The following is a 24,947-nucleotide window of genomic DNA, read 5'->3' as shown; positions in this document are numbered from 1 at the left end:
CAAGTAAGTTATCCAACGTTATGTTACATTTCGCCCGGCCATTTGATGCCGCAAATAATCTTTCTAATAATGTGAGTAATTTATGCATAAAGTTCGTGCGTTTGTATTTTCAGCTTTCGTAGGAATCGCTGCTTTCGCTTCAGGGTCAGCAATCGCTGCAGACAAAAACGTGACAATCGTCAACGGCACAAAAACGACGATGGTGGCGATTTATGCTTCCACCGTTGGCGCCTCTACTTGGGAAGAAGATATTCTGGGTGAGGACGTGTTGGGTCCTGGCGAGTCCGTGGAAATCAATATGGACGATGGTAGCGGCAAGTGCATGTTCGATGTAAAGGCTGAGTTCAAGGATGGAACCGAGACAATTCGCGCAGATTTGAACGTTTGCAAGGTAGGCGAGTTAACGTTTACAGAGTAAGCGTTGTCTTCGTTGCAGTGCAACGTACCGCCTCCGGGCGGTTTTTTATTGTCCAGATCAAAAGCACCATATGCCTTGCTGTGAGTCGTCGAAACACGGCGCCAAAACTTTGATTTGTGTTGGTTCAAAACTAAGACGGGCTTTATTCGTCGATATGGCCTATGCTGGTGGGTTGGCGAGGGCAAATGTGCATTCGCCGCATGATCATGAGGTATTGAAATGGATACGAAAGACAAAGCACCCGAGAAAGCGAAGCCAGTCGCCGCGAAACCTGCTCTGAAACAGGCTCGTTGGCCCGGGCAGGGGACTGGTGGTGGTATTAAGAGTGCGAAGTCAGGGCACGATCGAAAGACCGCGGGCCGGGGTGCCGCGCGAGGCAGGTGAGCCTTCAGGCGGGTAGTTGCTTCTCTGGTGTCTTTATCGAGGTTTGCCTGCTTGGTGGCGCTGCGTTTTTGACCGGCAGAAATGAGCCCATATCGACCACGCCAACGTAATTCGCCGTGTCGCTAGCATCTTTTCTGGTTTTCATAGGGTTATCCATTAGGTTATTCACAGCTTGTGTGGATAAGTTCCTTGTTTGAAGGGCGTATCGGCGCCTGTGCCTTGCGCGACGTAAAATGGCTGTATGACCTTGCAACCAGCAATTTCTCTACCTTGGCGAGTGCGTGCCCTTACGGCTACCGACGTGCCCGGCGTGCAGCAAGTGCAAGCTGTGTGTTACGGCGACGAGTTTATTGAAAGCCGTGAAGTTTTCGCGCGTCGCCTGTCTGTTGCATATCAGTGCTCGATCGGTTTGGTGCGAGATGGCGATGTCGGGCTGCATGCCTATGCAGTCGCTTACTGGTCTGCCTTAGAAAAGGTCACGCCGCTGAACGGCGACTTTACCGAGCCGGAGCACACTGAACAATTGCTTTATTTGCACGATGTGTCTGTACTGCCGTTGCTATCCGGGCAGGGCGTCGCGCGCTATCTGATCGAGACTCTTCTGGCGCAAGCAAGTGCTCGTGGCATTGCGCAAGCGGCGCTTGTTTCGGTGCAGGGCTCGCAAGGCTATTGGCAGCGCTTGGGTTTTCAGCCGTACGCGTTGAACGACCCAAGGCAGCAAGCTAACTTGGCTACTTACGGCCCTGACGCGATTTACATGCTGCGAACGGCACCAAGACAAACTTGCTGAAGCCGCGCCCGAACACGTGGGACGCGGCCTAAGTCACCTAGCTTTGTGGGGAAACGCCGTTGCCCAGAACGCCCGACACCATTTCTGCGAAGCCTTCCGCATTGCCGTAAAAGCGTTCGTGGGGCAATCGTTCGAAACCCTGATCAACTTGCGCAACGAATGTCGGATAGCCGCGCGCGCCGACGTCGTGCATCAGTCTGTGCGTGCTTTCCAGATGTTTGGCCAGCGCGCCCTTATTCGTCTCTTCAAACGCCGCGGTAAACCGTGCCGTGTCCAGACCAATGGATTCGGCTACCCGGGCGATTGTCGGTATTTCTACGATGCGCATGCCGTCGCGGTAGTGGGCTCGCTGTAGTGCTTTTAGCATCGGCAGACTGCTACCTGGCTTGATGGCATTGGCCGCCAATACACCGCGAATCGGCAGGGCTGAGTCGTATATCGTCTCTGGGTCGTTCAGCAGACCATTCAGATAGGCTTGACCAAATACTTGACCGGTCATTTCTCCAATACGGGCATCAGCGATCCGGATGTGGTCACGCGTGGCGACGGGTAGGTGAGTCCTGGCGAACAGCCCGCCTGCGTGTAGCTCGATTTCAAATTGGCCGGCTGCGCGACTGGCTGCCGCTTCCACCAACGCTTCTGCGGCGTAGCACCACCCGCAAAGGGGGTCATAAATGTAATGAAGTACTTTTTTCATTGTTAGTCTCTGTGGTTTAGTAACCCACCGTGAAACGGCTGCGTGAATGCGCTGGCTGTTCCAGTTCATCCATCATTGCAACGGCGTAGTCTGCAAGGGAAATATGGCTCTTGCCGCTCTCATCGGTTAGTAACTGGTCTTTGCCGAGGCGGAACTTGCCGGTGCGCTCACCAGGCTCGATGTGAGCCGATGGCGCCAATACAGTCCAGTCTAGCTCGTCCTCAGCGCGTAGCAGGTTCAGCGCCTGGCGCGCCCCCTCTGCGGTCCCTTTCCATTGGACTGGAAATTCTGGTGTGTCGATAAGCTGGACACCTGGCGCAACTTCCAGACCGCCCGCGCCACCGACGACCAATAGTCGGGGAACACCCGCTGCCTTGGCCGCTGAAATGATGGAATGCATACCCTTGACGTAATAGCCGAGCACATCAGTTTGCGCATGGCCGCTGAATGCGCTGATAACGGCATCGTGGCCCTTAAGTTTATCGGTCAAGCTGTCTTGCATCATGACATCAACCTGCGATGCAGTCACTTTGTCGGAGGCGGGGACTTTACTCGGGGTCGACACGAGCGCGGTAATTTCGTGGCCGCGTGTGACTGCTTCCTGTAGCAACGCCGAGCCGACAAAACCGGTAGCACCAATAATTGCAATTTTCATCATGTTTCTCCGTCTTAATAATCAGGGATGGCGGCGATTCAGCCTGCCGATGTGAAGCATCATCACATAATCCATTGAATAGAAACACGGATCAATTCATAATTTACTTTTATAGATTTCTTAAAAATCAGGTGATTTATGGCGCTCCCGGGAAAAATTGATCTGAATGACCTGTTAGTGTTCGAGGCTGTAGCGCAGACGGGTGGATTCACCGCCGCTGCCGCGCGCCTTGGCGTTGCGACGGCTAAAGTCAGCGTTGAAATCGGGCGGCTTGAATCCAAATTAGGCGTTGCACTCTTTAGCCGCACTACCCGAAAGGTGGCCTTGACCGACGCTGGGCAGACACTGTACGAAGAGTGCCGGCCATTACTGCATGAGCTGATAGAAGCCATTGAGCGCGCCGGATCCAGAAAAGAGGATCTTTCGGGCACGCTTCGAATCAGCAGCACAGTCGATCATACGGCGTTGATACTGGCACCTGCCTTAGCGCTATTTGCACATCGCCATCCTCATCTCACCATTGACCTGCGCACGAGCGACCGCGTTACCGATTTGATCGAGGAGGGGATAGACGTCGCTATTCGTCTTGGCTGGCTTGCGGACTCCTCGTTTCGCGCAGTGAAACTTGGTGAGTTTGAGCAGTATGTTGTCGCGTCGCCGGCCTACCTGCAGCGTGTCAAGCCCCCGAATACGCCGGAGGATCTGTTGAGTTTCGATTGGGTGGCACTGACGCTGCTTCCAACGCCTTTTACGTGGAAGTTCTATGGCAACACGGGTGAAGCGAAAACCATCCACATCAAGTCGCGCTTCCGAGTCGACTCGCCTGGCGCACTGCGTTCGCTACTCCAGCAGCATGTTGGTGTTTCGGTACTGGACCAGTTCAATGCGCAGGAGGGCATTGGCTCGAATCGGTTGGTTCGTCTGCTTCCGGAATGGTCTTTGCCGTCTGGAGGCATTTATGCGGTGTATCCCCCGGGGCGACAGGTATCGGCAAAAGTCCGCAGCTTTATCGACTTTTATCGGCAATACCTGAACGAGCTAAAGCCCACGCCAAAGTCTATTTAGCCAGATACGCAATGTAGAAAGCGGGCTAGAAATCGTCATTAAGCTGAATTAGATTTTATGCAAAATAATTTGTATTGCAAACTAATTGGGCATAGAATTATCAGATGACGTCCTCTTCCTCTTCCTCTTCGCGCAAACGCTTTGGTTTCCAATTTGTCGAACTCGCAAGACGCTGGCGGCGCGCGCTCGACTCCAGGCTGGCACAGGCCGGTCTGACCGATGCGACCTGGGCGCCGCTGATGCACCTGCACGAATCCGGCGATGGCATTCAGCAGAAAGAGCTTGCTGTCCGGGTTGGCCTCGACGGTTCGAGCCTGGTTCGGCTGCTCGATATCCTCTGCACCCAGGGGCTGATCGAAAGACGAGAAGACCCCCATGACCGTCGTGCCAAGCGCATTTTCCTCACGCCTGACGGTCGTCGGGCAATCCGCGATATCCAGCGGGTGCTGACGAAAATCGAGCTGGAAATGTTGGCCGACGTCAGTGACGCTGATATTGCAATACTCAGCGATGCCTTCGCAAAAATCAGTGTGCGTGTTCAGAGCGTTCTGGACGCGCAACAGGAGCCAAGGTGAGCGGGCTGACCAACGCCATGGCCCGGTGGGGCTTTGACCTATCGCGGCTGGGCTTTTATTTGCGTACTGCGGTGGCTTGCTGCCTGGCTGTGTTCATTGCCTGGATGCTGGGCCTGGAGCATCCTCAATGGTCAGGCATGACGGTTTGGGTTGCTTCACAATCGACGCGCGGGCATCTGATCGAGAAGGGCCTGTTTCGCGTTGCCGGCACGATAATCGGCGCCCTGGTCGGTATGGCGCTGGTGGCTCTGGCTAATGGTCAGGTATTGATCCTGGTCGCTGGTTTGGCTATGTGGAGCGCAGTGTGCGTCGGCATTGGTAATGTGCAGCGCGGCTTCGTGTCTTATGGAACGATACTCGCGGGTTATTCCGCTGCCATGGTGGCGTTGCTGGGCTCTCCACATCCGGAAAGCATCATTGCACTGGGCGCGGATCGGATGCTGACAGTACTGACAGGCGTAGCGGTTGCCTTGCTTGCCGGTTGGTTCTTTGCTCGCCGTTCTTCCGAAGACCTGTTGGCCGATAGCCTGCGTCAACTCTCCGGGCGATTGCTTCGACACGTTGCGTCTCGCTTACGCGGTAGTTCAGGCTCAAGTACCACCGATGAACATACATTGCTTGCAGAGGTCGCGATGGTCGAAGAGTCGCTTGACATGCAAGGTGCGGGCTCGTGGCGCTCGAAGCGCTCGATACATGCCTTTCGCGCGCTTCTCTCCAGCCATGTATCCGTACTGCTCTGGCTTAAAGCGACGCAGGAATTAAAGGCAAACGACGATTTGGCATTGCGCCTGGAGCAGGCAGCGCAAACGCTGGAAACCGGTGGCGCTTTCAGGGTAGTCCGAGACGCTCTCGGTCCACCTGACGACTCTCCTGAACAGCTCTTGATGCACATTCGTCCGCTGATTGAAAGGCTTGCAGCCCTATTGCCAGACGGGCGTCAGGTTCAGGACGATAGCCCGACGACCTCAAGACGAGCGCATCTGGTTGTATTGCATCGGGACTGGGTAGGCGCCCGCCACGCATTGCTACGCGCCGGCGGGGCTATGTTGCTCATTGGTGTTTTCTGGTGGTGGACCGGCTGGAATGAGGCGGCCTACATGTTGCTCGGCACGTCGGTCATGATCACTCTGTTTTCCACGTTCGACAATCCGGCCAGGACCATGCACGCGGTTATCGCGGGTCAGGTCATGGGCGTTGCTGGTGCTCTGGCCTGTCGCTGGTTGGCGTGGCCTCTCGCCACCAGCGAGGCGCAACTTCTCATCATGATGGTGCCGTTCATCTTGCTGGGGGCATTTGTTATCTCACATCGTCGAACGATGGCAAGCGGCTTTGACTACAACATGGTGATGCTTTTGCTGTTGCAACCTGCTTATCCGCTCGCTGACAACCTGCGGCTATCGTTGGCGACCGCTGTCGCTGTGCTGTGCGCGCCGCTGTTTGCGTTTGTAGCGTACCGGCTTGTTTATCCGACAGATGCCCGGCGTCGGATGCAAACGCTGATGCACATGATGGTGCAGGAACTACAGAACCTGGCGGGGGCATCGAATGCATCTAAGCGTCGCAACATCTGGCGGGCTCGTTTGTATCATCGTTTAATGCGCCTGGTGGCATGGGGGACTAGGAACGGCTACCCCAATGTGCCTGCAATTGAGGGGGGCGTTGCGGTGCTGACCCTTGGTAATGCCATCTTTCTCGCGCATGAAATGCTTGAGCGACCGTCGTCAACACAGCGTCTTAGGCGCCGTCTGCGCGCATTGCTCAAGCGGATATCTCGCCTTAGCCAGAACCCTGAGCGCGTTGTGCCGGCGTTGAGACGCACGGCTGCAGTCTTGTCACCTCAGGCGCCAAATGAGGCTATTCTGTTTGAACGAGCGAGTCAGCAACTGGCAGACAATTTGCCATTTTTTCAGCAAAAGTGATCAAAGATGAAATCGTCCTACTATCAGATGAACCCAACGGGGTCGACCATTAATGAAGGCTCGGGCGAAGCTGGATTCAGCCGGCGTCAATTCATCAAGTATTCGTTTGGTTTTGCCGCTGGGTTCTGTTTTGGGGCTGTCCCCAAGGCCTTTGCAGCAAGTGACGGCAATACTTCGCTTCAACGCTACCCTATCGACGCTGGCAAGGTTAAGAAAACGACCGATCAAATGCTGGCCTTCGACGTCAAGGCGGCGCCTGTTTCATCGTTGAAGTCGAGTGTCGGCCTGCACCCAACCGAGTTAAGCCAGGTGCAGGACTACGATATGTTCGGGTATGGCCAATACCAGATGGGCAATGGCCTTCCCGTGGTGTCGCGCTACGATTTACTGAGCCGTGCTGCTGGCTACACGGCACCCAAAAAACGCGCCAAGCTGGCCAGTTTTTTTGCCATAACTGACGTACACATCACAGATAAAGAAGCACCTAACCAACTTATTTACATTCAGCAGGCTGACTCTGTACACGGCAGTCGGATGACATCGATTTATTCGCCGGTAATTTCGTACACCACGCAAATGCTCGATGCCACCATCCAGACCGTCAATGCCTTGCACGATCAAAGCCCCTTCGATTTCGGCATTTCGTTGGGTGACGTTTGCGACAGTGCGCGCTACAACGAAGTACGTATGTATATTGACGTGATCGATGGAAAGTCGATTACGCCTAGCTCGGGAGCGCACCTGGGGGCCGATACGGTCGACTATCAGAAGCCTTTTCAGGCAGCCGGCTTGAATCCATCGATTCCGTGGTACCAGGTATTAGGTAACCATGATCACTTTTTCATTGGCTCGGTGCCCGTCGATGCTGACCCGAGCCTTGGCATCCGCGAAAGCTATGTTAGCGATCAGGTTTGGGCGGTTGGCGATGTACTGATACCCAACGCAGCAAAGTCCAAGCCAATGGCGTTGCCGCCCGTCATTTATGACATCCAGGCCAGTATCGCGGGTACTTCACCGGTAACACTGAACGACCCGGTTACGGGCATTGCAGGCAACACCTTTTACATGGGTGTGGTTGATGGCTCCAGCCCCTACGGGGCTATCAAGTATGCGGGCAAGAAGGAAGATTTTGCTTCGCCCCCTAAGGTCGCCGCAGATCCCAACCGGCGCGCTTTGCTTCGAAGCGAGTGGATTGACGAATTCTTCAATACCACCACGCAACCCAAAGGTCACGGGTTTGGTCTAGTGCCCGAAGCCTTACGTAGCAGCCAGGACGGTTTTGCCTGTTATAGCTTTGTGCCCCGGCCTGAAATTCCGTTGAAGGTTATTGTGTTGGATAACACACAGTTGGAAACTGACGGATCACGCGATATTCATGGCCATGGTTTTCTTGATGAGGTTCGTTGGCGGTGGTTGCAGGATGAACTCGATGCGGGCCAAGTTAATAATCAGTTGATGGTTATTGCGGCACATATTCCTATTGCTGTCGCTGCCAGCGGTAGTTTGATGGAATGGTGGAATCCCAAAGGGCAAAACACGCCGCAACAGAATGATCCCAACGCCATCATCGACAACGCGGTGACCTTACCCGAGCTCATCAAAAAACTACAAGACACACCTAATCTGGTGATGTGGATGGCTGGGCATCGTCACCTGAACACGGTCAAGGCTTTGCCCGCGTATGGCGATGCGGGACAATTGGTGCCAGAGAAAAGTTTTTGGCAGGTCGAAACCTCATCACTGCAGCATTTTCCGCAGCAATTTCGTACCTTCGATATCTATTTCAACTCAGACGGCACGGTCTCTATCAGTGCGATTAATGTCGACCCGGAAGTCGCTGATGGAACCCCGGCGGCAACGTCACGCAAGTATGCCATTGCCGAGCACCAGATTTGTCAGACACCGTTGCGTAGCAACGCGCCGAATGTGCAATATTTCCCCGGAACCAAGCTCAAGGTCGACAGCGTAGACCCAACGCGCGCGCAGGATGGCAGCCTTGATCCGAGCATTCATTACGGTGATGTGGAAGGGGTGCCTTATTGTGCGTCGTACAACGCCGAACTGTTCAAGCAGCTCACCCCAAAAATGATCGAGGTCATGAACAGGCTCATTTGATTAACTGGCGTCGTCCGCATCGAAAAATTGCACGCCGCGGGTGGGCGCTTTTTTTGCGCGGTACATTGCGGTGTCTGCAGCGTTCAGCAGTACTTCTGCCGATATTTTTGTGCGTTCGAACAGGTGTATGCCAATACTGGCTGATATCGAGCAAGTGACTGGCAGGTGGGTTTCGTCGTTAAAAATGTGCTCGTAAGGCTCCGCCAGTATTTCATGCAGCGTGTTACCGATTTGGCCGGCTTGTTCTTTCGCACACGTCGCATCTTCACTCAGGCCCTGAAGCAACACGACGAATTCGTCGCCGCCCAATCGGGCGACCAGGTCGCTTGCACGCACTACTTCGCGCAGGCGTTGTGCCACCGCTATCAAGACTTGATCACCGGCATGATGTCCGTATTCGTCATTCAAGGCCTTGAACTTGTTAAGGTCGATGAACATTAGCGCCAAGTGGCCGCCAACCTGTTGATGCAGGGCAAGTACTTGCGTTAGCCGGTCTATGAATTGACGGCGATTGGGCAGGCGCGTCAGGTCATCATGGTAGGCCAACTGACGTACTTGTTCTTCCGCTAGTTTACGTTCATGGATATCGGTCAGGAAAACGAGGGTTGCGTCTTGATCTTGCCATTGCAAGCCCACGCCGCTGATGCTGAACCAACGCACCCCAGCGTGAGCCGTGCGTAGCCGAACATCGTAAGTCTGAACATGTGTTGTTCCCGGCGCCTGGGCCTGACGATACATCTTTTGCAAGGGTTGGTCATCGTGGTCAACCAGGTCTGCCAGCATGCTGTCCAGCAACTGCTTTACAGAAACACCCAATAGGGCCGCCATGCGTTCATTGGCAAAACGGCAACGCTCGTCAATCAAGATGCAGATGCCTTCCTGGGCAGACTCGATGAGTTGTTTATACCGGTTTTCGCTGGCCACCAAGGCGTGCTGAATACGTTCTTGAACCATCATGACTGCACCCACCGTTACCAGTAGCAGGCTTAGCATATTGCCCAGAAAGATCAAGTTGAAGGCGTGGTTCGGGTCCATAAAGGTCTCGGGCCCGGTATTGTTGATGGCAAGCGATACCCTTAGTCCAAGGCCAGCCAATGCCACCGTAAACCCCAGAATCATGACGTACTGGCCGCGTCCAGCAGTGTGTTGGTGTCGTCGTGCCAGCAACCAGATTGCCACAGCAATTTGCACCGCAAGCAGCAGGCCGCCGTATAGCAAACGGGCCCGCATGTCGTCGATGAACACACTGAACAATACAAATGTGAGCGGTACCGGTAGCCAGATCAGCCACCGCAAGGGCTTGCTTTTTTGGAAGTGATAAATACCTTCGGCCATCAGGGCCAGACTGATCGCGAAGGCGCAATTGCCCAACACAATTGACCACATGTCGTCGATTTGACCGCGCAGCATGCTCAGGGCGTAGCCCAGGGCCTGGATGCCAATGGCCCCTGCCCACAGGTATAGTTCTTTGAATTGACGATTAGCGGTATAGGAAAGCGTCAAACCCACGACGACGCTTAGGGCAATGTTCAGGATGAGGAGCGTGGGTAGATGCATGGCCGTAACAGGCGCTTACAAATAATCCAGTTTACACCGGCATCGTTAGAACACCAACGATAGTTTAGTGGGTTCCAGACGGTGTTTATGCATTAAGTCTTTTGCGTTTTCATGGACAATAACCTGAAATACAATGCAACGTCGGCGCCTTGTTGCGTAGCCAACCCTTACGTACAGCATGTCAAAAATACTCAAAGCGTCACACCACTTCGAACTCGTCCTTGACGAGGCCCAGGCCGATCCGATCCTGGAAAAAGACAAGGCAAAAGCTCTTATTGCCGACTTGCGTATCAAGTTGCTGAAAGCGCAATACGCACACCTGAAAAAGGCGACACAGTCGGTTTTGGTGGTGATTACCGGCATTGATGGTGTAGGCAAGGGCGGCTGTATCAATATGCTCAACGAATGGATGGACCCACGTCATGTGACAACGCTCGCCTATGGCGAACCGGCGGCTCATGCGGCGCAAATGCCGTACCTTTGGCGGTATTGGCAGCACTTGCCGCCTAAGGGCACAACCGGTGTGGTGTTTGGCTCTTGGTATCAGCGCCTCTTCGAGGTTCTTGCTGAAAAGAGCATCGACGAAACCAGGGCGCTGGGTATTGCGCGCGAGATTCGCGAGTTCGAATCCATGCTGACGCACAACGGTGTGCAAATCGTCAAGTTATGGTTTCACATGTCAAAAGAGGCTCAGCAAAAGCGCGTCGATACCTTGCTGTCCGACCCCGATACCGCCTGGCAAGTGACGCCCATCGATCTCGAAGTGCGCAAGAAATTTGATCGCGCGCGCAAGGTGGGGGCGCTGGCGATGACCCTGACACAAGAGGCGCATGCGCCCTGGGTAGTTGTGCCTTCAGCCGACGAAAACACGCGCTACATCTACGCGGGGCAGGCTGTGCTGGCGGCGCTGCGCCGACGCGAGCGTGTGCCTGACCAGGTGTTGCCTGAACCCGACGCCGAAGCATTATTGTCCATTGCCGACCTGTCGCCCACCAAAGGCAACGGCGCGTCACGCGTTGTTTCCCTTGATCAAGTCGACTATTCGGCGAGCATGAAAAAGTCCGAATACGAGCCTCTGCTGATTCAGCTGCAGGCGCGCTTGGCGAGGCTGGTGCGCGACCCGCGTTTCAAGCATGTACCGCTTATTTTGGCTTTTGAAGGGCAAGACGCGGCTGGCAAAGGGGGCGCCATTCGTCGTATCACCCATGCGCTCGATGCGCGGCAGTATCGCGCTATTCCTATCGCTGCGCCCTCCGACGAAGAATTGGCACGCCCTTATTTGTGGCGTTTCTGGCGTCGTATCCCCGAGCGCGGTCGAATCGCGATCTTCGACCGGTCGTGGTACGGACGCGTACTGGTCGAGCGCGTTGAAGGGTTCGCCGCCGAACCTCAGTGGCGCAGGGCGTATGAGGAAATCAACCAGTTTGAAAATCAGTTGGTCGAGCAAGGCGCCGTATTACTCAAGTTCTGGCTGGCCATTACCAAAGAAGAGCAGCTCGAACGCTTCAACGACCGCAAGCGGTCTGCATTTAAAAGCTTCAAAATTACACCCGAAGACTGGCGCAATCGTGAGCGCTGGGACGACTATGTGACGGCTGCGAACGATATGTTTCGCGAGACTGGTACGGTGGCTTGTCCATGGCATGTCATTTCGGCCAACGATAAGCAGCATGCGCGCATTACCGTGTTGCGCACTGTAGTCGAAGCGCTTGAAAAGGCGTTGGAGAAATACAATGGGACTGGCAAGCATACGCATTGATCTGAAGGTATGGCGCAGCTTTTTGGGGCTGCTGGCTGTCGTATTGTGGGGGCTGTCTGGCCCGTCACTGGCCGATATCGCGCCACCCCGCACCGATCAGCCAACTGTCGTGCGCGTGTATCTTTATCTCGATGATATCAACGACATCAAGCTAACCACCGGCACCTACAATGTGACGGCGCAATTAATATTGAAGTGGCGCGACCCCCGCTTGGCTTTTGCCTCGTCAGATCAGGGTGCCCAGGGGCCGAAGGTTTGGATGGGCACGCGCGCCGAACGTTACCTCGAAACGATCTGGCACCCCACATTGGATATCAGCGGCGAAAAGGGGCTAAGCGCAAATACCATCCATTCGTTGTCGGTCTACCCCGATGGGTTGGTGTCGTTACGCCAGAAGTTCACGACATCGCCGCGGTTTGCTGGCGAGCTTGAGTATTTTCCTTTTGGTCGTCTGAATCTCGACCTGACGATCTCCAGTGTCATCATGGATGAAACCCAGCTTGCTTTTGAGCTCGGCGAGCTCAGTCCGCGCGAAGATCTGGCCAGGGTCGATGCCGTTTTACATGGGAACTGGGACCCGTTAAAGGTGCAGTGGAGCACCGGCTCTGTCGCGCTGCCCGACAAGCCAAGCCGTAAGCTGCCGCAAATTAACGTGCGAATCCAGGTTGAGCACGATTTTGTCGATGGTGTTCACAAAATATTGCTGCCGTTGTTGATTATTGGCCTGGCCTCGTGCGGGTTGCTCTGGATGAACTTTTTGGTTCAGCCGGCCTTCTCGTCGCCGCGTATTGCCGGTACGGTGACGCTTATTCTGACGACCATCGCCCTCAAGTTTGCGCTCAACAACGAGCTGCCCGTGCTGCACTATCTGACGCTTTCCGATGTGATGTTCAATACGACCATCATCATGCTCAGTTTTGCGATGCTGGCATCGTGCGCCGTGGCCGCCCTCTTTACCGATGGTCATCATGGCTATGCCCAAAGAATCAATCGGTGGTTGCGCCTGGTGTACCCGGTGCTTTATGTGGTTGTTTTGCTGGTGTCGTGCCTGGTGCTGTTATAGCGGCTTGGCTTTACTGTTTTGCAAGGTTTTGGTTAAACGTGTCGTCTTCGCTGAATTTACCCCGGGCAACGTTCTGGGCAGGGTTTGCTTTTGCATTGTTGGGGGCGGTCTTCTTTTCGGCCAAGGGCATTGTTGTCAAGTTAACCTACCGGTATCCCGGCGTTGATGCCATCACTATCATCAGCTTGCGTATGCTGTTGGCCGCGCCGTTTTTTTTGGTGGTGGCTTGGTTTCAGGCCCGTAAAGCAAAGCTGGGGCTTATTCCACGTTTAACGCGCAAAGATAGCGTTCGGCTTGTTTTATTGGGCTTTATTGGCTACTACTTGTCCAGTTTTCTGGCTTTTTTGGGCTTGCAAACCATTTCTGCCGGTCTCGAACGTGTGGTGTTGTTTTTATCGCCCACGTTTGTGCTGCTTATTACTGCGTTTTATTTCAAGCGCGCCATAGCGCCGCGTCAATGGTTGGCGCTTGCGCTGTCTTACGGCGGGGTCGTGTGTGTTTTTCTTAACGACCTGTCGTTCAGTGGCGATGCCGTGGTTTTGGGTGCGGGCTTCGTGCTGGCGTCGGCGCTGTGCTATTCCATTTACCTGATCGGCTCGGGCGAAATCATGGCTCGGGTGGGGGCGACGCGCCTAGTGGCGTATGCCATGCTGGTATCCACCGCATTTACGTTGGTTCAATTTTTTTGGGTGTATTCATGGGAAGGGCTGGCATTACCGTGGCCTGTATACCAGTTGTCCTTCATTCATGCCACCTTGAATACAGTGGTGCCTACTTTCATGATCATGTGGGCAGTGGCTCGTATTGGCGCGCCGCTTACCGCCCAGCTGGGTTTGATCGGGCCGGTGTCAGTATTGTTTTTGGCTGCCTGGATACTGGACGAGGCCATTACGCCATTGCAACTGGTGGGTACGGCGTTTGTATTGACAGGTGTTTTGGTGTTGGGCAAGCGCCCTAAAGCGCGCTAGGCGCTTGCGTTATATCGGGTGCGGCCGGCCGGGTTTAGACCAGCCGCGATGGTAGTTGACGCTTACGCCAGCCACGACAAGGGGCTGTGTTTTATGGCCACGCCCACGATGTACGCAAAGATCACGACGGCAATAATGGCCGCGATGGCTCGACTGCCGGGCGTTTTACCGCGCTTGATGGCAACGGTGCCTACGACAATATAAAGCACCAAGGCGATCAGTTTGGCGATGATCCAGTCTTGAAAAAAGCCGATTTGCACGGCCATGGCCACCCCGCAAACCAGAAGTACGGTATCGATGATGTGCGGGGCAATTCTCACCAATTTTTTTCGTAATGTGGCTGACTCAACAATCGACCAGTACGCACGAATGATGAAAAACAGCAGGCTAAGTGCGGCGGCTGTGGTGTGCAGATGTTTGAGTGCAAGGTACGACATAGAATGCATGGGCAACTGGGTTAATGCGTGCTGATTTCCCAGCCACCGTCTCCTTTGAGGTTAAGTTGAACAGGGTGGTGTCTGACCAAGGTACTGCGATGCCCGACGCTGATCAGTAAAGTGTCTGGCAGGTGCTGCGCGACTAGACGGTACATGGCGTCTTCAAGGCCTTCGTCCATTGCGGACGTTGCTTCGTCTAAGAAGGCAGCAGCGGGTTGAGCGAGCAACAAGCGACCGAAAGCCAGTCGCTGTTGCTCGCCAAGCGATAGTATCCGGCTCCAGTCGGCGTCTTCGTCGAGGCGGTCGGCCAGGTGGCCAAGCTGCACGGCGTCAAGTACCTGACGAGCGCGCTGGTCGGCGGTTGTTGACGCCGCTTGGGTAGACTGACGTGACGTGTTGTCTACCAGTTTGTCGAGGTTTTGGGGCGCATGACCGGCACTGGCAACGGCGGCGGCTTCCAGTGTTTCGGTGTCCGTGATCCCCGCATCATCTGAGCGGCTGACCGCGTTAGGGTAATGCAAGGCGTCGCGCAGGCTGCCTAGGGGCAGGTAGGGCTTTTGTGCCAAAAACAGCATTTGGCCTTGCGGTCGGGTAATCGCGCCGTCGCAGTAGGGCCACAAGCCTGCTATAGCGCGCAGCAACGTGGTTTTGCCTGAACCTGATGGGCCGCGAATCAACATTGCTTGCCCGGCGTGCACCTGAGTATTCAGGTTTTCTAGAAGTAGCTTGCCTGTTGGGGTTCGCACCGTTAAGTTGTTTAGCTTCAATGCTTGGCCTGTTGACTGGACCTCTGGCTTGGGTAGCTTGGCCGCCTCGTCGATGGCTTGTGTGAATCCGGTCAGACGGTCTAGTGTGGCGCGGTAAGACGCAAAGTTGTCGTAAGCGTTACGGAAGAACGACAGGTTGTCTTGCAAGCGCCCAAAGGCTTGAGCGGTTTGCATCAGGTCGCCCAGGCTGATCTGCTTCGAGAAAAAGCGCTGGGCTTGAATAATGAATGGAAAAACAACGGCAGCCTGGGTAACCGAAAAGTTGAACCCCAGAAATTTAAGCGAGCGGTAAACAATGGCCCAGGCGTTGCTGATGACCTGAGCAAAACGGTGTTTCAGCAGAGCAGTCTCAACCTTTTCCCCTGCATAAAATGCAATGCTTTCTGCGTATTCGCGCAGGCGCACCAGGGCATAACGGTAGTCTGCATTAAAGCGCTCGTTCAAGAAGTTAAGCAAAATCAGTGGGCGGCCAATGCGTATTGCAAAGATGGTGGCCACCAGCACGTAAACGAACACCAGAAACACCATGCCCCGTGGAATTTCGGTGCCAAACAGGGCCAGCGGGCCGGAAAGACCCCACAAAATGAGCGTGAACGCGACGGTTGAGACCAAGGCATCGACCACGCCCATCGACAAGGTTAACGACGACTCAACGAAGACCGTGACGTCGTACTGAATGCGCTGGTCTGGGTTGTCGATACCTTTTTTAAGGTGTTGCGTGCGGTAATACGACTCGCCACCCAGCCACCGCTCAAGCATTTGCTCGTTCAGCCAAGTTCGCCAATGGATGGTAAAGGCTTGTTGTACGTAGAAATCGAGGAGGGAGCGCAGCACATGCACAGTCGCGAGTGCGGCAAACAGCCACATGGCCAGCCAGAACCCTGCTTCGTTCAGGTCTTGCAACGCGCTGTACATAGTGTTGTACCAGTTGGAAAACAGCACCTGCAAGCGCACGCCAGCCAATGTTAAAAAAAGGATGAAGGCAACGGCCAGCATGGGCCTAATACTGCGTTTGGGCGAAAAGTACGCGCCCGACAGTTGCCAGAACTGTCGTCCCCAGACGGTACGCTTTGCCAGTAGCCAGACGGTCAGCGCGAAGCAAACCAGAGTAATGGCGTAGGTCTTGGCGATCCATAGCCCGCTACTAATGAGTTCTGAAGTCCAATCCATTCACGTCCTGCGCTTTGCTGTTATGGTTATTTAATGAGATTCAAATTGTGCTTTGATACCGGCGTTGCCCAGGTTGCAAAATGACCTTTTGGGCGCTGCGCGGTGAGGCTTGTCAGTTTGGCATCACGACAGCGATAATGGCCCGTCATCATCTACTACAAGGGTTGTTCATGCCATTCATCACTATTTCCGCTACCCAAAGCTTTAGCCAAGAGCAAAAGAAAGCCTTGCTTCACAAAGCCAGCGATGCCGTCATCGAAGCGGTGGGGGCGTCTCTGAAATCCGTCCGCGTGATGTTACATGAATTGCCAGGCGGCCACTACCTTGCCGAAGGCAAGCTCGATACCCCTGCGATCAATTTCCGTGTCGACATGATTGAAGGGCGCACCGAGCAGCAAAAAGCAGCGCTGATTGCGGGCTTGAGCAAAAGTGCCCATGAGGCAACAGGTATTTCGGAGGACGATGTGCGTGTGTGGCTGATCGATATGCCAACCACCAACGTGGGTATGGCAGGCGGCATAACGGCCCGCCAAGCGGGCCGTTAAAAGCGTGGTGTTGTTGGTGCTTATGGCAAGTGCCTAATTGGCATTGTTTTGCACCCTAACTTCATGAACGTTTACTGCCCCAGGTTTTCAATGGCATCAACCACCATGTTGGTGCCCACCGCCAGCATCAAAATATCCGATGCGACCCTTACATAGCGGTGACCGGCCGGGGGCGGGCCTATGCGTGCCAGCAAAGGGCCATCCAGCTCGTAAAACATGATGTCGGCGCCCAAGGGGTAACCACGCCGCCACTGTTTGGCCTGGCCCGGGGGCATGCAACCATTGTTTTTCTTAGCCAGCCCCGGTGGGCAGTTACCTGCCCGATACATGTCTTGAAAATAGTCGTGGGCGTAACGGCGCTGGTCGTCATTGAAACTGAACCGTATTGACAGGTCGGCGCCACCGCGCGGGCCAGGCCCCATTTGTCGCCCGCCGCCCTGACTCATGCCATTGCCCGGCCCATTTCCGTATTTTGGACCCGATCCAGGGCCCTGCCCGGGTGTGCCTTGCATATTGGGGCCACCGCGCCCCTGGCCATTACCCGGCCCCTTGCCTTGCTCTGCGCCGGGACCATTTTGCACAAAGTCGGGCACCTGGGCAGAGGCGGGGGCTGTAACCAGTAACCCGGCTAGAGCCAATGCCGCCGCAGAGCCGCGCCATACCGAAGACATTTTCATGACCGTCCTCCCGTTTGTTATGGACAAGGTCAGTGTATGCCTGTCAGGCGTATCTTTCTTCATCAAATCATGCAAAAGCATGGCGTATTGTTACAAATGCGCCTGTTGCTCTTATCTTGTATCGCTCCGGCAGATGCGCCTTGCAGGCCGCAGAGGCAAGCAAAAACTGTTTGCAGATTAAGGCGTCAGACCACCTTTGGACAGGGTGACCTGTAACGCTTCCAAGTTCTGCGGCGTTACATGGATGACGCCCTTGCCGGGTACATCAATTTCTGAAATCATGAACAAGGCCAGGGCCGTCACAAAGGGTACGACCAGCAGCCAGGCCTGGCTGCCGGCGCGCATGTGGTAGCCGATCAGGAAGTGGGAACACACGCCAAACACAATCAGGATCAGCCATGCCGTCATCGGAATCTGGTGGCGCCAGCTTGCCATGGTCTTTTGCTGTGTGATGTAAAGCTGACCGCAGGCTTCGACTAGTGATACGGACACCGGGTTCGGCGCCTTCTTGGCCGCCTCGCTCACAAAATTCCACATCTTGGTCTGCAACTGAATGGACTGCATGCGTAATGCAGCGCGCTGGGCTTCATCCGCTGCATGGTAGAACGCAATGCGTGAGACCAGATACTCTTCCAGCAGAGTTTCGGCCTGTTGCTGGGCGCTGATCGTGGGCAGCAAGGTGGTGCGCTGGAAGGCATTAGCCAGCGCCATGGCTTCGTTTTCCTCGGCGCTCACGCGCGTGTTGTAGCCGCTGATGGCAAACGACAGCAAAAAGCCCATCAGCAGGCCAAACAGCGACAGCGTAGCGCCCAGCACAATCTTGAGGCCTTCGTCCTTGGCAGGGTCCGCCTTGCGCTGGCGGCGGCTGACTGCGCTTCCTGCCCATGCGGACAGTGCCAGCACGAAAAAAATGGCCAGCAGCATCTTCAAAGCGTTAGCGTCCAGTAGGTTCAGCAGTTCAGACATATTACATTCATCCACTTATCAATTGCCGTGACTGGCCACGTATGCTCCAGCAAGCCTTAACGTCGCGCAAGGTCTGTTTGTCGAAGCCTTACCCTATTTTCGGGTCAGCGCAGCCAGTGCAAAGGTAATGGCCAGCGTGGGTAACGCCGAGCCGTACCCGGGTGCCCATTCGCCAATGCCGTGGTAGCAGGCGATTCCCAGGAGCCACAATGCGGCGGCTGTCCAGTCGATGGCCCGACCATCCGGGCGCAATTCAGACTTTACAAAGCCCTGGCGTCCCAGAATAACGCCGTACAACGGCACAAATATCGAGCTCAACATCAGCAAGAAAGGTTCGAGAGTGTGCATGGGCAGCAGGGTGGCCAGCACCATGCTGACGACGGCAAGCGTCAAGCCCCACCGGCGAATACTCCAGCGCGGCATCAGGCTGTGTGTGGAGACCGAGCCCGAGTATAGGTCGCCGTAGGCGTTGTCGAGTTCGTCGATCATGATCAGGCCGAGTGCGATCAGACCACCTTGCGCCAGCAGCAGAGCGCTGACCAGGCTGGTGTTGGGTTCGGCAACGCTGACCACAACGACACCCAACGCGTAACACCAGATATTGGCAACGGTGTAGCCCAGCCATGTGCCGCCCATGGCGCCTCGGCCGCTGCGACCGTGGCGGGCATAGTCTGCCACCAGGGGCAGCCATGACACCGGCATGGCAATGACAAGATCCATGGCAGAGAACATGCTCATCGAACCGTTGCCTTGTCGGTTCCACATGGCCTCGAAGCCCTGAGTTTGCAATTGCCCCAAAAATTGCCAGCTTAACCAGATAAGCGACAGCACAACCAGGGGTAGGCCGAAGCGGCTGATGAACTTGCGAACAAGCGTAATCATCGAGCCCGCGAGCAGTGCCATCAGGATAGCGCCCCAGAACAAGGTCACCAGCACGATGCCGAGCGACCCGCCTAGATCAATGCCAAAGGCCTGCCGGGTAATGGCGGTGGTGCCTTCGCGCATGATGACGAGCTCGAATGTTGTCCAACCCAGAAGTTGAATGATGTTGAGCAAGACGGGCAGGCGGGCAAACGCGTTGCCGTAGGTGCAGTGGATTAGCCCCGCGCTGGAAAGCCCCGAGTTGCATCCGGTTCGGGCCACCCAAGCCAGCAAGCCCGAGCCCACAATCGAACCCAGCAAAATCGCCATTACGGCATCTTTGGTGCCAATAGCGGGTACAAGGTAGGCACCCACCTGCATCACCAGCAGCCCGACCCCCAGGCTGAACCAGAGCGAGGCATGTTCATGCCAGCCAAAAACGCGGTCGGATTGAGGTATAGGTGTAAGCGCCTGATTATGAGGCGTAGAACTGTTTGTCATGGCAGACCCAAAAAATGCAGGGGCGACAAACAGGCTGACTGAAAATCGGATGGACTTCGGATGTCAGCGATGACGTCGCTTTCCTGCGCGAGGATTATCTCAACAGGTTCAAAGGGACTATCTCAGCCGCAAAAAGCGGCACCCCTAGCGAAGCGCCAAATTGTACTGGTTCTGCGTAAAAAAGCCAGCCTAGTCGAATTTGATGATGTTGAATGCCAGACGATTGTGCTCGTCGCGGCTGACGTCGTAGCCCAGGCGTTCGTTGATGGAGTTGTCGGGGTGGAAGGTCAGTACGACGGGCTTGATGTGTTCAAGCTCTTGCTCAGTCACGTAAACCGCATTGCAAATGATGATTTCGTCACCTTTTTGGCAGGTGCGGGCCGCTGCGCCATTCAAAATGCAACATTGCGAGCCCCGTTCGCCATAAATGACGTAGGTGCTGATACGCGCACCTGAGTGCTTGTTCCAGATGTCTACAAACTCCATAGGCAAAATGCCCGCTGCTTCGCAGTGGTCGGGGTCAAGCGTAATAGAGCCGTGGTATTCAAGATCGGCGCCTGTGACACGAATGCCATGCAGTTTGCCGGCGACTACTTTTCTCACTGTTGTCTCGGGTTAAGAATTAACAAGCTAAACATTGTAGTTTTTTTCGTCGCTATGAAGTTAAATCTGTGCAGGGTTGGTGGCAGACATGGGACGGTTTCATGCAATAAAGCCTTTCAACCGCCTTTTTAGGGTAATTTCATTATCATCTAATTATAATAATTTGGATCTGGGTTCAACTTGTTTTGTGGCGGAGGGGCCATGTTTGCATTGCTTGAGGCTTATCGTGCAGGGCTACTTGGCCGGTCTTACTGGTTGCCCAATATTGTTGCCGGCGTCATTGTGGGTGTGGTGGCTTTGCCACTGGCCATGGCGTTTGCAATAGCCAGTGGCGTCAAACCCGAGCAGGGCTTGTACACGGCCATTGTTGCCGGCCTGCTCGTCTCTGTTTTTGGTGGAAGCCGCGTCCAGATAGCTGGCCCGACGGGGGCTTTCATTGTTATTTTGTCTGGCATTGTGGCCACTCACGGCATTCAGGGCTTGCAGATTGCCACCCTGATGGCCGGGGTAATTTTGCTTTTGCTGGGGGTCGCCCGATTGGGGGCCGTCATCCGGTTTATCCCACAGCCCGTTATCGTTGGCTTTACCGCAGGTATCGGTGTCATTATTTGGGTTGGCCAATGGAAAGACTTCTTCGGTTTGCCCATAACGCCCGAGGGCCACTTTCACCAGAAAGTGTTGCAGATGTTGCAGGCCCTGCCCAGTTTAAGTCCGGTTGCAACGCTTTTCGGTGTTGTATCGCTGGCTTTATTGTTGGTCATTCCACGGGTACCCCGCTTTTCAAAAATACCTGGTCCGTTGGTTGCGCTGGTGGGCATGACGGCACTGCAGTCGGTGTTTCAGTTTCAAGGGGTACCAACTATTGGCAGTGTTTTCGGAGAGCTACCGCGTGGGTTACCCACATTTGAGTGGCCCGACATTACATTGCTGCGTATGGTCGAACTGATTGGCCCGGCGTTTGCTATTGCCATGCTCGGTGCCATCGAGTCTTTGCTCTCTGCTGTCGTCGCCGACGGGATGTCCGGGTCGCGTCATAACTCCAACCAAGAATTGATCGGGCAGGGCTTGGCCAATATGGCGGCTCCTTTGTTCGGTGGTTTTGCGGCAACGGGGGCCATCGCTCGTACGGCAACCAATATCCGTAATGGGGGCAACAGCCCGCTGTCCGGTATTGTCCATTGCATCACGCTGGTGCTGATTATCTTGTTTTTGGCACCGTATGCAAAAAATGTACCGTTGGCCACGTTGGCGGCAATATTGTTTGTCGTGGCCTGGAACATGAGTGAGCTGCCTCATTTTGTGCGTTTGGTGAAGCGCGCGCCACGGGCCGACGTGGCTATTTTGCTGCTGACATTTGCACTGACGGTGTTTGCCGACCTGGTGGTGGCAGTGAATATTGGTGTGGTGGTGGCCATGTTGCATTTTTTACGACGCATGGCCGACAGCGTAACGGTGACGCGGCAATCGTCGGCTCAATTGGCGCGCGATTTCGGGGTTGCCGAGTCTCGGGTGCTGCCTGGTGTGCACGTTTATTCGGTTGAGGGGCCTTTGTTTTATGGCGCCTCTGATACCTTTGCCGACGGTTTCTTGGGGCATAAGCCGGTGGCGGGCGAAACGATCGTGATTCGGCTGGGGCGGGTGCCCTTTATCGATGCCACGGGCTTGCATGCCTTGGAGGGTCAGGTGCGCCGCATGACGGCTGAGGGGGCAAACGTTTTGCTAGCGGAAGCCAACGCACGTGTTGGCGAAAAAATCAAAAAAATGGGTTTGCAGTCGTTAACAGGAGTTAGTGTGGTGTCTTCTTTGGCGGATCTGTTTCGGCCAGATAATTAACACCGTGCTCGGCCAAATAACCCCGAATGAGCTGCCGAACAACTTGTGACGATGTCAGGTCCTGGCTGGCACAGAGTTGTTCGAAAGCTTCTTTTTTTCTTGGGTCTAGCAGTACGGTGAGTCGTGCAGTTTTTGTTTCCATGCTGACCTTCATCGTTATCGGGTTCATTTAAGCCACAAGTAGTGGGTTGGGTTGTCGGGGCATGCGCCAAAGCCGCATTCTAAAAGTGTAGATACGCCATTTGCCACTACCAGCAACAAAAAAACCCACATGATCAACCGAACAAAAAAGTTAGGCGAGGCACTACTGGACAATACGCTTTGAGCGCGGTCGATCATTAAAAGCAGCGCGCAAAAAACAATGATTAACACGAAGCCGACAAACGCCCAGGTATAAAAATGCAGGCCCAAAAACGGGCTGCCATAGCCGGCATCGCCGGGGCCGATATGCAGCAGCGTTTGCCGGCCGGCAGCAAAGGCGCCACCCAGTGCCGACAAAATAATCACCCCATAGTGCAGTGGCGACGAGCCGAACCGGGCGTTGAGCAAAAACCCTACGCCAACAAGGATGAATGCAACGCGCTGTAAAAGACACAGCGGGCAGGGGAGTTCGTTGTAGGCGAACTGCCACGCAAAGGCAAAGCCCAGCACGGCGCAAATGCCTGCTAACCCAAGCGTGTTAAGAAACCGTGGAAGCGTAAACGCGGCGCTGGCCTGATAACCTCTCATGGGGCCGCCTTACAACGATAGACCGAGCGGGTCGGTCATGTGGAAGTCGCACCAGGCGACAAAAATAGCAAAACTAATGGCCCACGCCCATATACAAGCCGCACGGCGACCAGCCATGCCCAGCCAGATGGTGATGGCAAGTGTGATGAACGGTAAAACCATAATCATGGCTGGCCCTTTGCTGTGTCGTTTAATCAAGACGGACACACACTGTATAGATATTGTTGTCAGAAATGTATCGGGGTTTGCCAGAGTTTATTGACGCAGCGGGGCGAACTCTTCTTCGGTCATAAAAAAATAACGAATGGCATCGATAAGACCAATGATGACGACCAATGGTGTGAAGACCCAGAAAATGATCAGGTAAACAATACCCCAGCCGATCTGGCCCAGGTAAAAACGATGGGCGCCCAGCCAGCCTAAAAACACCGCCAGCACGATGGCTATTTTGCGTTGGCTTGTGCGTTTGGCAAGTGCTTGCCCATGGTTGCGCAACAGCCAAATGCTAATGGGTACGGTCACCACCAGTGCGATAAGAATTTTTGAGGTGTTTTGGTCAATATATTGTTGGACGGCGCGAAACACATCGGCAAAATTATGCAGCACTAACCCGGTTAAGTCCTCGATCCATAACAAGAGTTCGTGCCCTATGGTTTCTCCAAAGGTCAGTGCGACCAACACAACCAGAAAAACCGCGAGCGGGACAAGTATCTTTTGCTTCATTTTTGGCTCAGTGCATAAAATTTGGCTGGCCCCTACACACAGGCCGGGGCTGCGAGCCCTAGTGTAACGGGTTTGTGTCGCGCTTACGCGACCCGAAAGCGCCAAAGTCGCGTCACTTCTTTGGCCCGTGCCGCGTGCAGTGCATCGTGGGCGTCAAAGGCCTTGGCGTGACGAGGGCGTGTGTCGTGGTGTGCCGAGACAGCAAGGCCTGCATCGGCGGCCCATTGTTCAATGGCTCCGGGCGCGCGCAGGCCCAGATGCTCGGCAAGGTCCGACATAACCAGCCAGCCCTCGCCATTTGGCGCCAGGTGTTGGCACAGCCCCTGTAAAAACCACTTGAGCATTTGGCTGTCTGGATCGTAGACCGCAGTTTCGAGCGCTGATGTCGGCCGACCGGGAAGCCAGGGTGGGTTGCAAACAACCAGGTCGTAAGTGTTGTCGGGGTAGCCTTCGTTGGCGATGACATTGACGCGGCCTGCAAGCCCCTGGCGCTGGATGTTTTCGGTTGCACAAGCCAGGGCAACGGGATTGTTGTCGGTGGCATCGACGTGTTCGATGCCCCGTTGGGCTAAAAGTAGCGCGATGACGCCGCTGCCCGTGCCTAAATCAAGTGCACGGCATGCGCCCTGTGGAAGAGGCGTTGTTCGGATCAGGTCCAGGTACTCGCCCCGTATGGGCGAGAACACCCCGTAATGAACATGCAAAGGTTCGGGTAGACCCTCGATGGCGACGCCTTTCTTACGCCACTCGTAGGCGCTGAGCGCACCCAGAATTTGCCTCAGGGGGATCAGTGCGTCGTTTGAAAGCGGTTCGAATGCTGCTTGGCAGGCTTCGACGATGTCGGGGGCGCGCCTTAGCGATACGGTATAGCCCGGGCCGACCGGCACTAGCAGGCGGTTGAGCAGTTCGGCGCGCCGGGATTGTGCTTGCCGGTAACGATTGAAGGCGTCTTTGGGTGACAGGGCGGCATCGTCGGGTTTGGCCTTGCGCCTTTTGTCGATACGTTTGGCGACTGCGGTAAGTAACTGACGTGCCTGGTGGTAGTCGCCCTCCCATATGAGGGTGCCACCTTGTGAGAACCACGTGAACGCATCGTCTGCGCTGTAACCATCGTGGGCGACTTTTGATTTTTTAGGTAAAACGGTGGGCGCGGGCAGTGGCATGTGTAAT

The 24,947-nt window shown here is 55.0% G+C and carries 26 protein-coding genes and 1 riboswitch; of the genes, 11 read left to right on the top strand and 15 right to left on the bottom strand.

Annotated features, from left to right (window positions below; translation table 11 throughout):
• Positions 1–82: 82 nt before the first annotated feature.
• A complete protein-coding gene (locus PuT2_RS08175; RefSeq protein ID WP_093970510.1) occupies positions 83–418 on the top strand; it encodes a hypothetical protein in 336 nt (111 codons plus the stop codon).
• 388 nt (positions 419–806) lie between these two features.
• Here the strand turns inward: PuT2_RS08175 and PuT2_RS15830 are convergent, their stop codons facing one another.
• Positions 807–947, bottom strand: coding sequence for a hypothetical protein (locus PuT2_RS15830; protein WP_158214026.1), 141 nt, complete (start codon positions 945–947; stop codon positions 807–809).
• Between the two features lie 96 nt (positions 948–1,043).
• Here PuT2_RS15830 and PuT2_RS08170 point away from each other — a divergent pair, with 96 nt between their 5' ends.
• The gene (locus tag PuT2_RS08170; protein ID WP_093970509.1) at positions 1,044–1,592 is read left to right on the top strand and encodes a GNAT family N-acetyltransferase; all 549 of its coding nucleotides are present in this window, start codon (positions 1,044–1,046) and stop codon (positions 1,590–1,592) included.
• A gap of 37 nt (positions 1,593–1,629) precedes the next feature.
• Here the strand turns inward: PuT2_RS08170 and PuT2_RS08165 are convergent, their stop codons facing one another.
• Together PuT2_RS08165 and PuT2_RS08160 are read right to left on the bottom strand one after the other, a co-directional pair.
• Positions 1,630–2,289, bottom strand: coding sequence for a DsbA family protein (locus tag PuT2_RS08165; RefSeq protein ID WP_158214025.1), 660 nt, complete (start codon positions 2,287–2,289; stop codon positions 1,630–1,632).
• Positions 2,290–2,305: 16 nt separating this feature from the next.
• Complete coding sequence (locus tag PuT2_RS08160; protein ID WP_093970507.1) at positions 2,306–2,944, bottom strand: NAD(P)-dependent oxidoreductase; 639 nt, start codon at positions 2,942–2,944, stop codon at positions 2,306–2,308.
• A gap of 138 nt (positions 2,945–3,082) precedes the next feature.
• Between PuT2_RS08160 and PuT2_RS08155 the strand changes: the two genes are divergently transcribed.
• The 4 genes from PuT2_RS08155 to PuT2_RS08140 all read left to right on the top strand — a co-directional run bounded on the left by PuT2_RS08155 (position 3,083) and on the right by PuT2_RS08140 (position 8,618).
• On the top strand, positions 3,083–4,009 hold the full coding sequence (locus PuT2_RS08155; RefSeq protein ID WP_093970506.1) for a LysR family transcriptional regulator: 927 nt from the start codon (positions 3,083–3,085) through the stop codon (positions 4,007–4,009).
• 104 nt (positions 4,010–4,113) lie between these two features.
• On the top strand, positions 4,114–4,584 hold the full coding sequence (locus PuT2_RS08150; RefSeq protein ID WP_093970505.1) for a MarR family winged helix-turn-helix transcriptional regulator: 471 nt from the start codon (positions 4,114–4,116) through the stop codon (positions 4,582–4,584).
• Complete coding sequence (locus PuT2_RS08145) at positions 4,581–6,503, top strand: FUSC family protein (RefSeq protein WP_093970504.1); 1,923 nt, start codon at positions 4,581–4,583, stop codon at positions 6,501–6,503. The genes PuT2_RS08150 and PuT2_RS08145 overlap by 4 nt, the downstream gene beginning before the upstream one ends.
• A gap of 6 nt (positions 6,504–6,509) precedes the next feature.
• The gene (locus PuT2_RS08140; protein ID WP_216820807.1) at positions 6,510–8,618 is read left to right on the top strand and encodes a TIGR03768 family metallophosphoesterase; all 2,109 of its coding nucleotides are present in this window, start codon (positions 6,510–6,512) and stop codon (positions 8,616–8,618) included.
• Here PuT2_RS08140 and PuT2_RS08135 read toward each other — a convergent pair whose 3' ends face one another.
• Positions 8,619–10,175, bottom strand: a complete 1,557-nt coding sequence (locus PuT2_RS08135) for a diguanylate cyclase domain-containing protein (protein ID WP_093970503.1) — start codon at positions 10,173–10,175, stop codon at positions 8,619–8,621.
• A 178-nt stretch (positions 10,176–10,353) separates the two neighbouring features.
• On the opposite strand from PuT2_RS08135, the gene pap reads away from it, so the two are divergent.
• Genes pap through PuT2_RS08120 form a run of 3 tightly spaced genes read left to right on the top strand, consistent with a single transcriptional unit; the run spans position 10,354 to position 13,965 of the window.
• A complete protein-coding gene (gene pap / locus PuT2_RS08130) occupies positions 10,354–11,934 on the top strand; it encodes a polyphosphate:AMP phosphotransferase (RefSeq protein WP_093970502.1) in 1,581 nt (526 codons plus the stop codon).
• On the top strand, positions 11,909–12,997 hold the full coding sequence (locus PuT2_RS08125) for a hypothetical protein (protein WP_093970501.1): 1,089 nt from the start codon (positions 11,909–11,911) through the stop codon (positions 12,995–12,997). The genes pap and PuT2_RS08125 overlap by 26 nt, the downstream gene beginning before the upstream one ends.
• A 38-nt stretch (positions 12,998–13,035) precedes the next feature.
• A complete protein-coding gene (locus PuT2_RS08120) occupies positions 13,036–13,965 on the top strand; it encodes a DMT family transporter (protein ID WP_093970500.1) in 930 nt (309 codons plus the stop codon).
• A 62-nt stretch (positions 13,966–14,027) separates the two neighbouring features.
• Here the strand turns inward: PuT2_RS08120 and PuT2_RS08115 are convergent, their stop codons facing one another.
• Both PuT2_RS08115 and PuT2_RS08110 read right to left on the bottom strand, forming a co-directional pair.
• Positions 14,028–14,411 carry a SirB2 family protein gene (locus tag PuT2_RS08115; RefSeq protein ID WP_371596564.1) on the bottom strand — a complete coding sequence of 128 codons (384 nt, stop codon included), beginning with the start codon at positions 14,409–14,411 and terminating at the stop codon, positions 14,028–14,030.
• A gap of 11 nt (positions 14,412–14,422) precedes the next feature.
• Positions 14,423–16,339 (bottom strand): ABC transporter ATP-binding protein/permease, encoded by a 1,917-nt coding sequence (locus PuT2_RS08110; RefSeq protein WP_093970499.1) that lies wholly within the window; start codon positions 16,337–16,339, stop codon positions 14,423–14,425.
• Positions 16,340–16,419: 80 nt separating this feature from the next.
• Here PuT2_RS08110 and PuT2_RS08105 point away from each other — a divergent pair, with 80 nt between their 5' ends.
• Positions 16,420–16,884: a tautomerase family protein gene (locus PuT2_RS08105; RefSeq protein ID WP_254046971.1), complete on the top strand. Its 465-nt coding sequence runs from the start codon at positions 16,420–16,422 to the stop codon at positions 16,882–16,884.
• A 71-nt stretch (positions 16,885–16,955) separates the two neighbouring features.
• Here the strand turns inward: PuT2_RS08105 and PuT2_RS08100 are convergent, their stop codons facing one another.
• From PuT2_RS08100 to panD, 4 genes are all read right to left on the bottom strand, one after another.
• On the bottom strand, positions 16,956–17,561 hold the full coding sequence (locus PuT2_RS08100) for a hypothetical protein (protein WP_093970498.1): 606 nt from the start codon (positions 17,559–17,561) through the stop codon (positions 16,956–16,958).
• Between the two features lie 177 nt (positions 17,562–17,738).
• On the bottom strand, positions 17,739–18,527 hold the full coding sequence (locus PuT2_RS08095) for a hypothetical protein (RefSeq protein WP_093970497.1): 789 nt from the start codon (positions 18,525–18,527) through the stop codon (positions 17,739–17,741).
• A gap of 93 nt (positions 18,528–18,620) precedes the next feature.
• Entirely contained in the window at positions 18,621–19,889 is a 1,269-nt protein-coding gene (locus PuT2_RS08090) for a cytosine permease (protein ID WP_093970496.1), read from the bottom strand.
• 63 nt (positions 19,890–19,952) lie between these two features.
• A riboswitch (TPP riboswitch) is annotated at positions 19,953–20,045 on the bottom strand.
• A 33-nt stretch (positions 20,046–20,078) separates the two neighbouring features.
• A complete protein-coding gene (panD, locus tag PuT2_RS08085) occupies positions 20,079–20,492 on the bottom strand; it encodes an aspartate 1-decarboxylase (RefSeq protein WP_093970495.1) in 414 nt (137 codons plus the stop codon).
• Between the two features lie 201 nt (positions 20,493–20,693).
• Here panD and PuT2_RS08080 point away from each other — a divergent pair, with 201 nt between their 5' ends.
• On the top strand, positions 20,694–22,325 hold the full coding sequence (locus PuT2_RS08080) for a SulP family inorganic anion transporter (protein WP_093970494.1): 1,632 nt from the start codon (positions 20,694–20,696) through the stop codon (positions 22,323–22,325).
• Here PuT2_RS08080 and PuT2_RS08075 read toward each other — a convergent pair.
• From PuT2_RS08075 to PuT2_RS08060, 5 genes are all read right to left on the bottom strand, one after another.
• Positions 22,279–22,467, bottom strand: coding sequence for a ribbon-helix-helix protein, CopG family (locus PuT2_RS08075; protein WP_093970563.1), 189 nt, complete (start codon positions 22,465–22,467; stop codon positions 22,279–22,281). The genes PuT2_RS08080 and PuT2_RS08075 overlap by 47 nt on opposite strands.
• A 23-nt stretch (positions 22,468–22,490) precedes the next feature.
• Entirely contained in the window at positions 22,491–23,054 is a 564-nt protein-coding gene (locus PuT2_RS08070; protein ID WP_093970493.1) for a disulfide bond formation protein B, read from the bottom strand.
• A gap of 9 nt (positions 23,055–23,063) precedes the next feature.
• Positions 23,064–23,222, bottom strand: coding sequence for a DUF5993 family protein (locus tag PuT2_RS15905; RefSeq protein WP_173862522.1), 159 nt, complete (start codon positions 23,220–23,222; stop codon positions 23,064–23,066).
• Positions 23,223–23,309: 87 nt separating this feature from the next.
• Positions 23,310–23,777 (bottom strand): TM2 domain-containing protein, encoded by a 468-nt coding sequence (locus PuT2_RS08065; protein ID WP_093970492.1) that lies wholly within the window; start codon positions 23,775–23,777, stop codon positions 23,310–23,312.
• A gap of 83 nt (positions 23,778–23,860) precedes the next feature.
• Positions 23,861–24,940, bottom strand: coding sequence for a class I SAM-dependent methyltransferase (locus PuT2_RS08060; protein ID WP_093970491.1), 1,080 nt, complete (start codon positions 24,938–24,940; stop codon positions 23,861–23,863).
• Positions 24,941–24,947 lie beyond the last annotated feature (7 nt).

The sequence above is a fragment of the Pusillimonas sp. T2 genome, assembly GCF_002236805.1.
Lineage (GTDB): Bacteria > Pseudomonadota > Gammaproteobacteria > Burkholderiales > Burkholderiaceae_B > Neopusillimonas.
The sequence above is the reverse complement of the archived record's forward strand: the minus strand, read 5'-3'. Positions and strand labels throughout refer to the sequence as shown.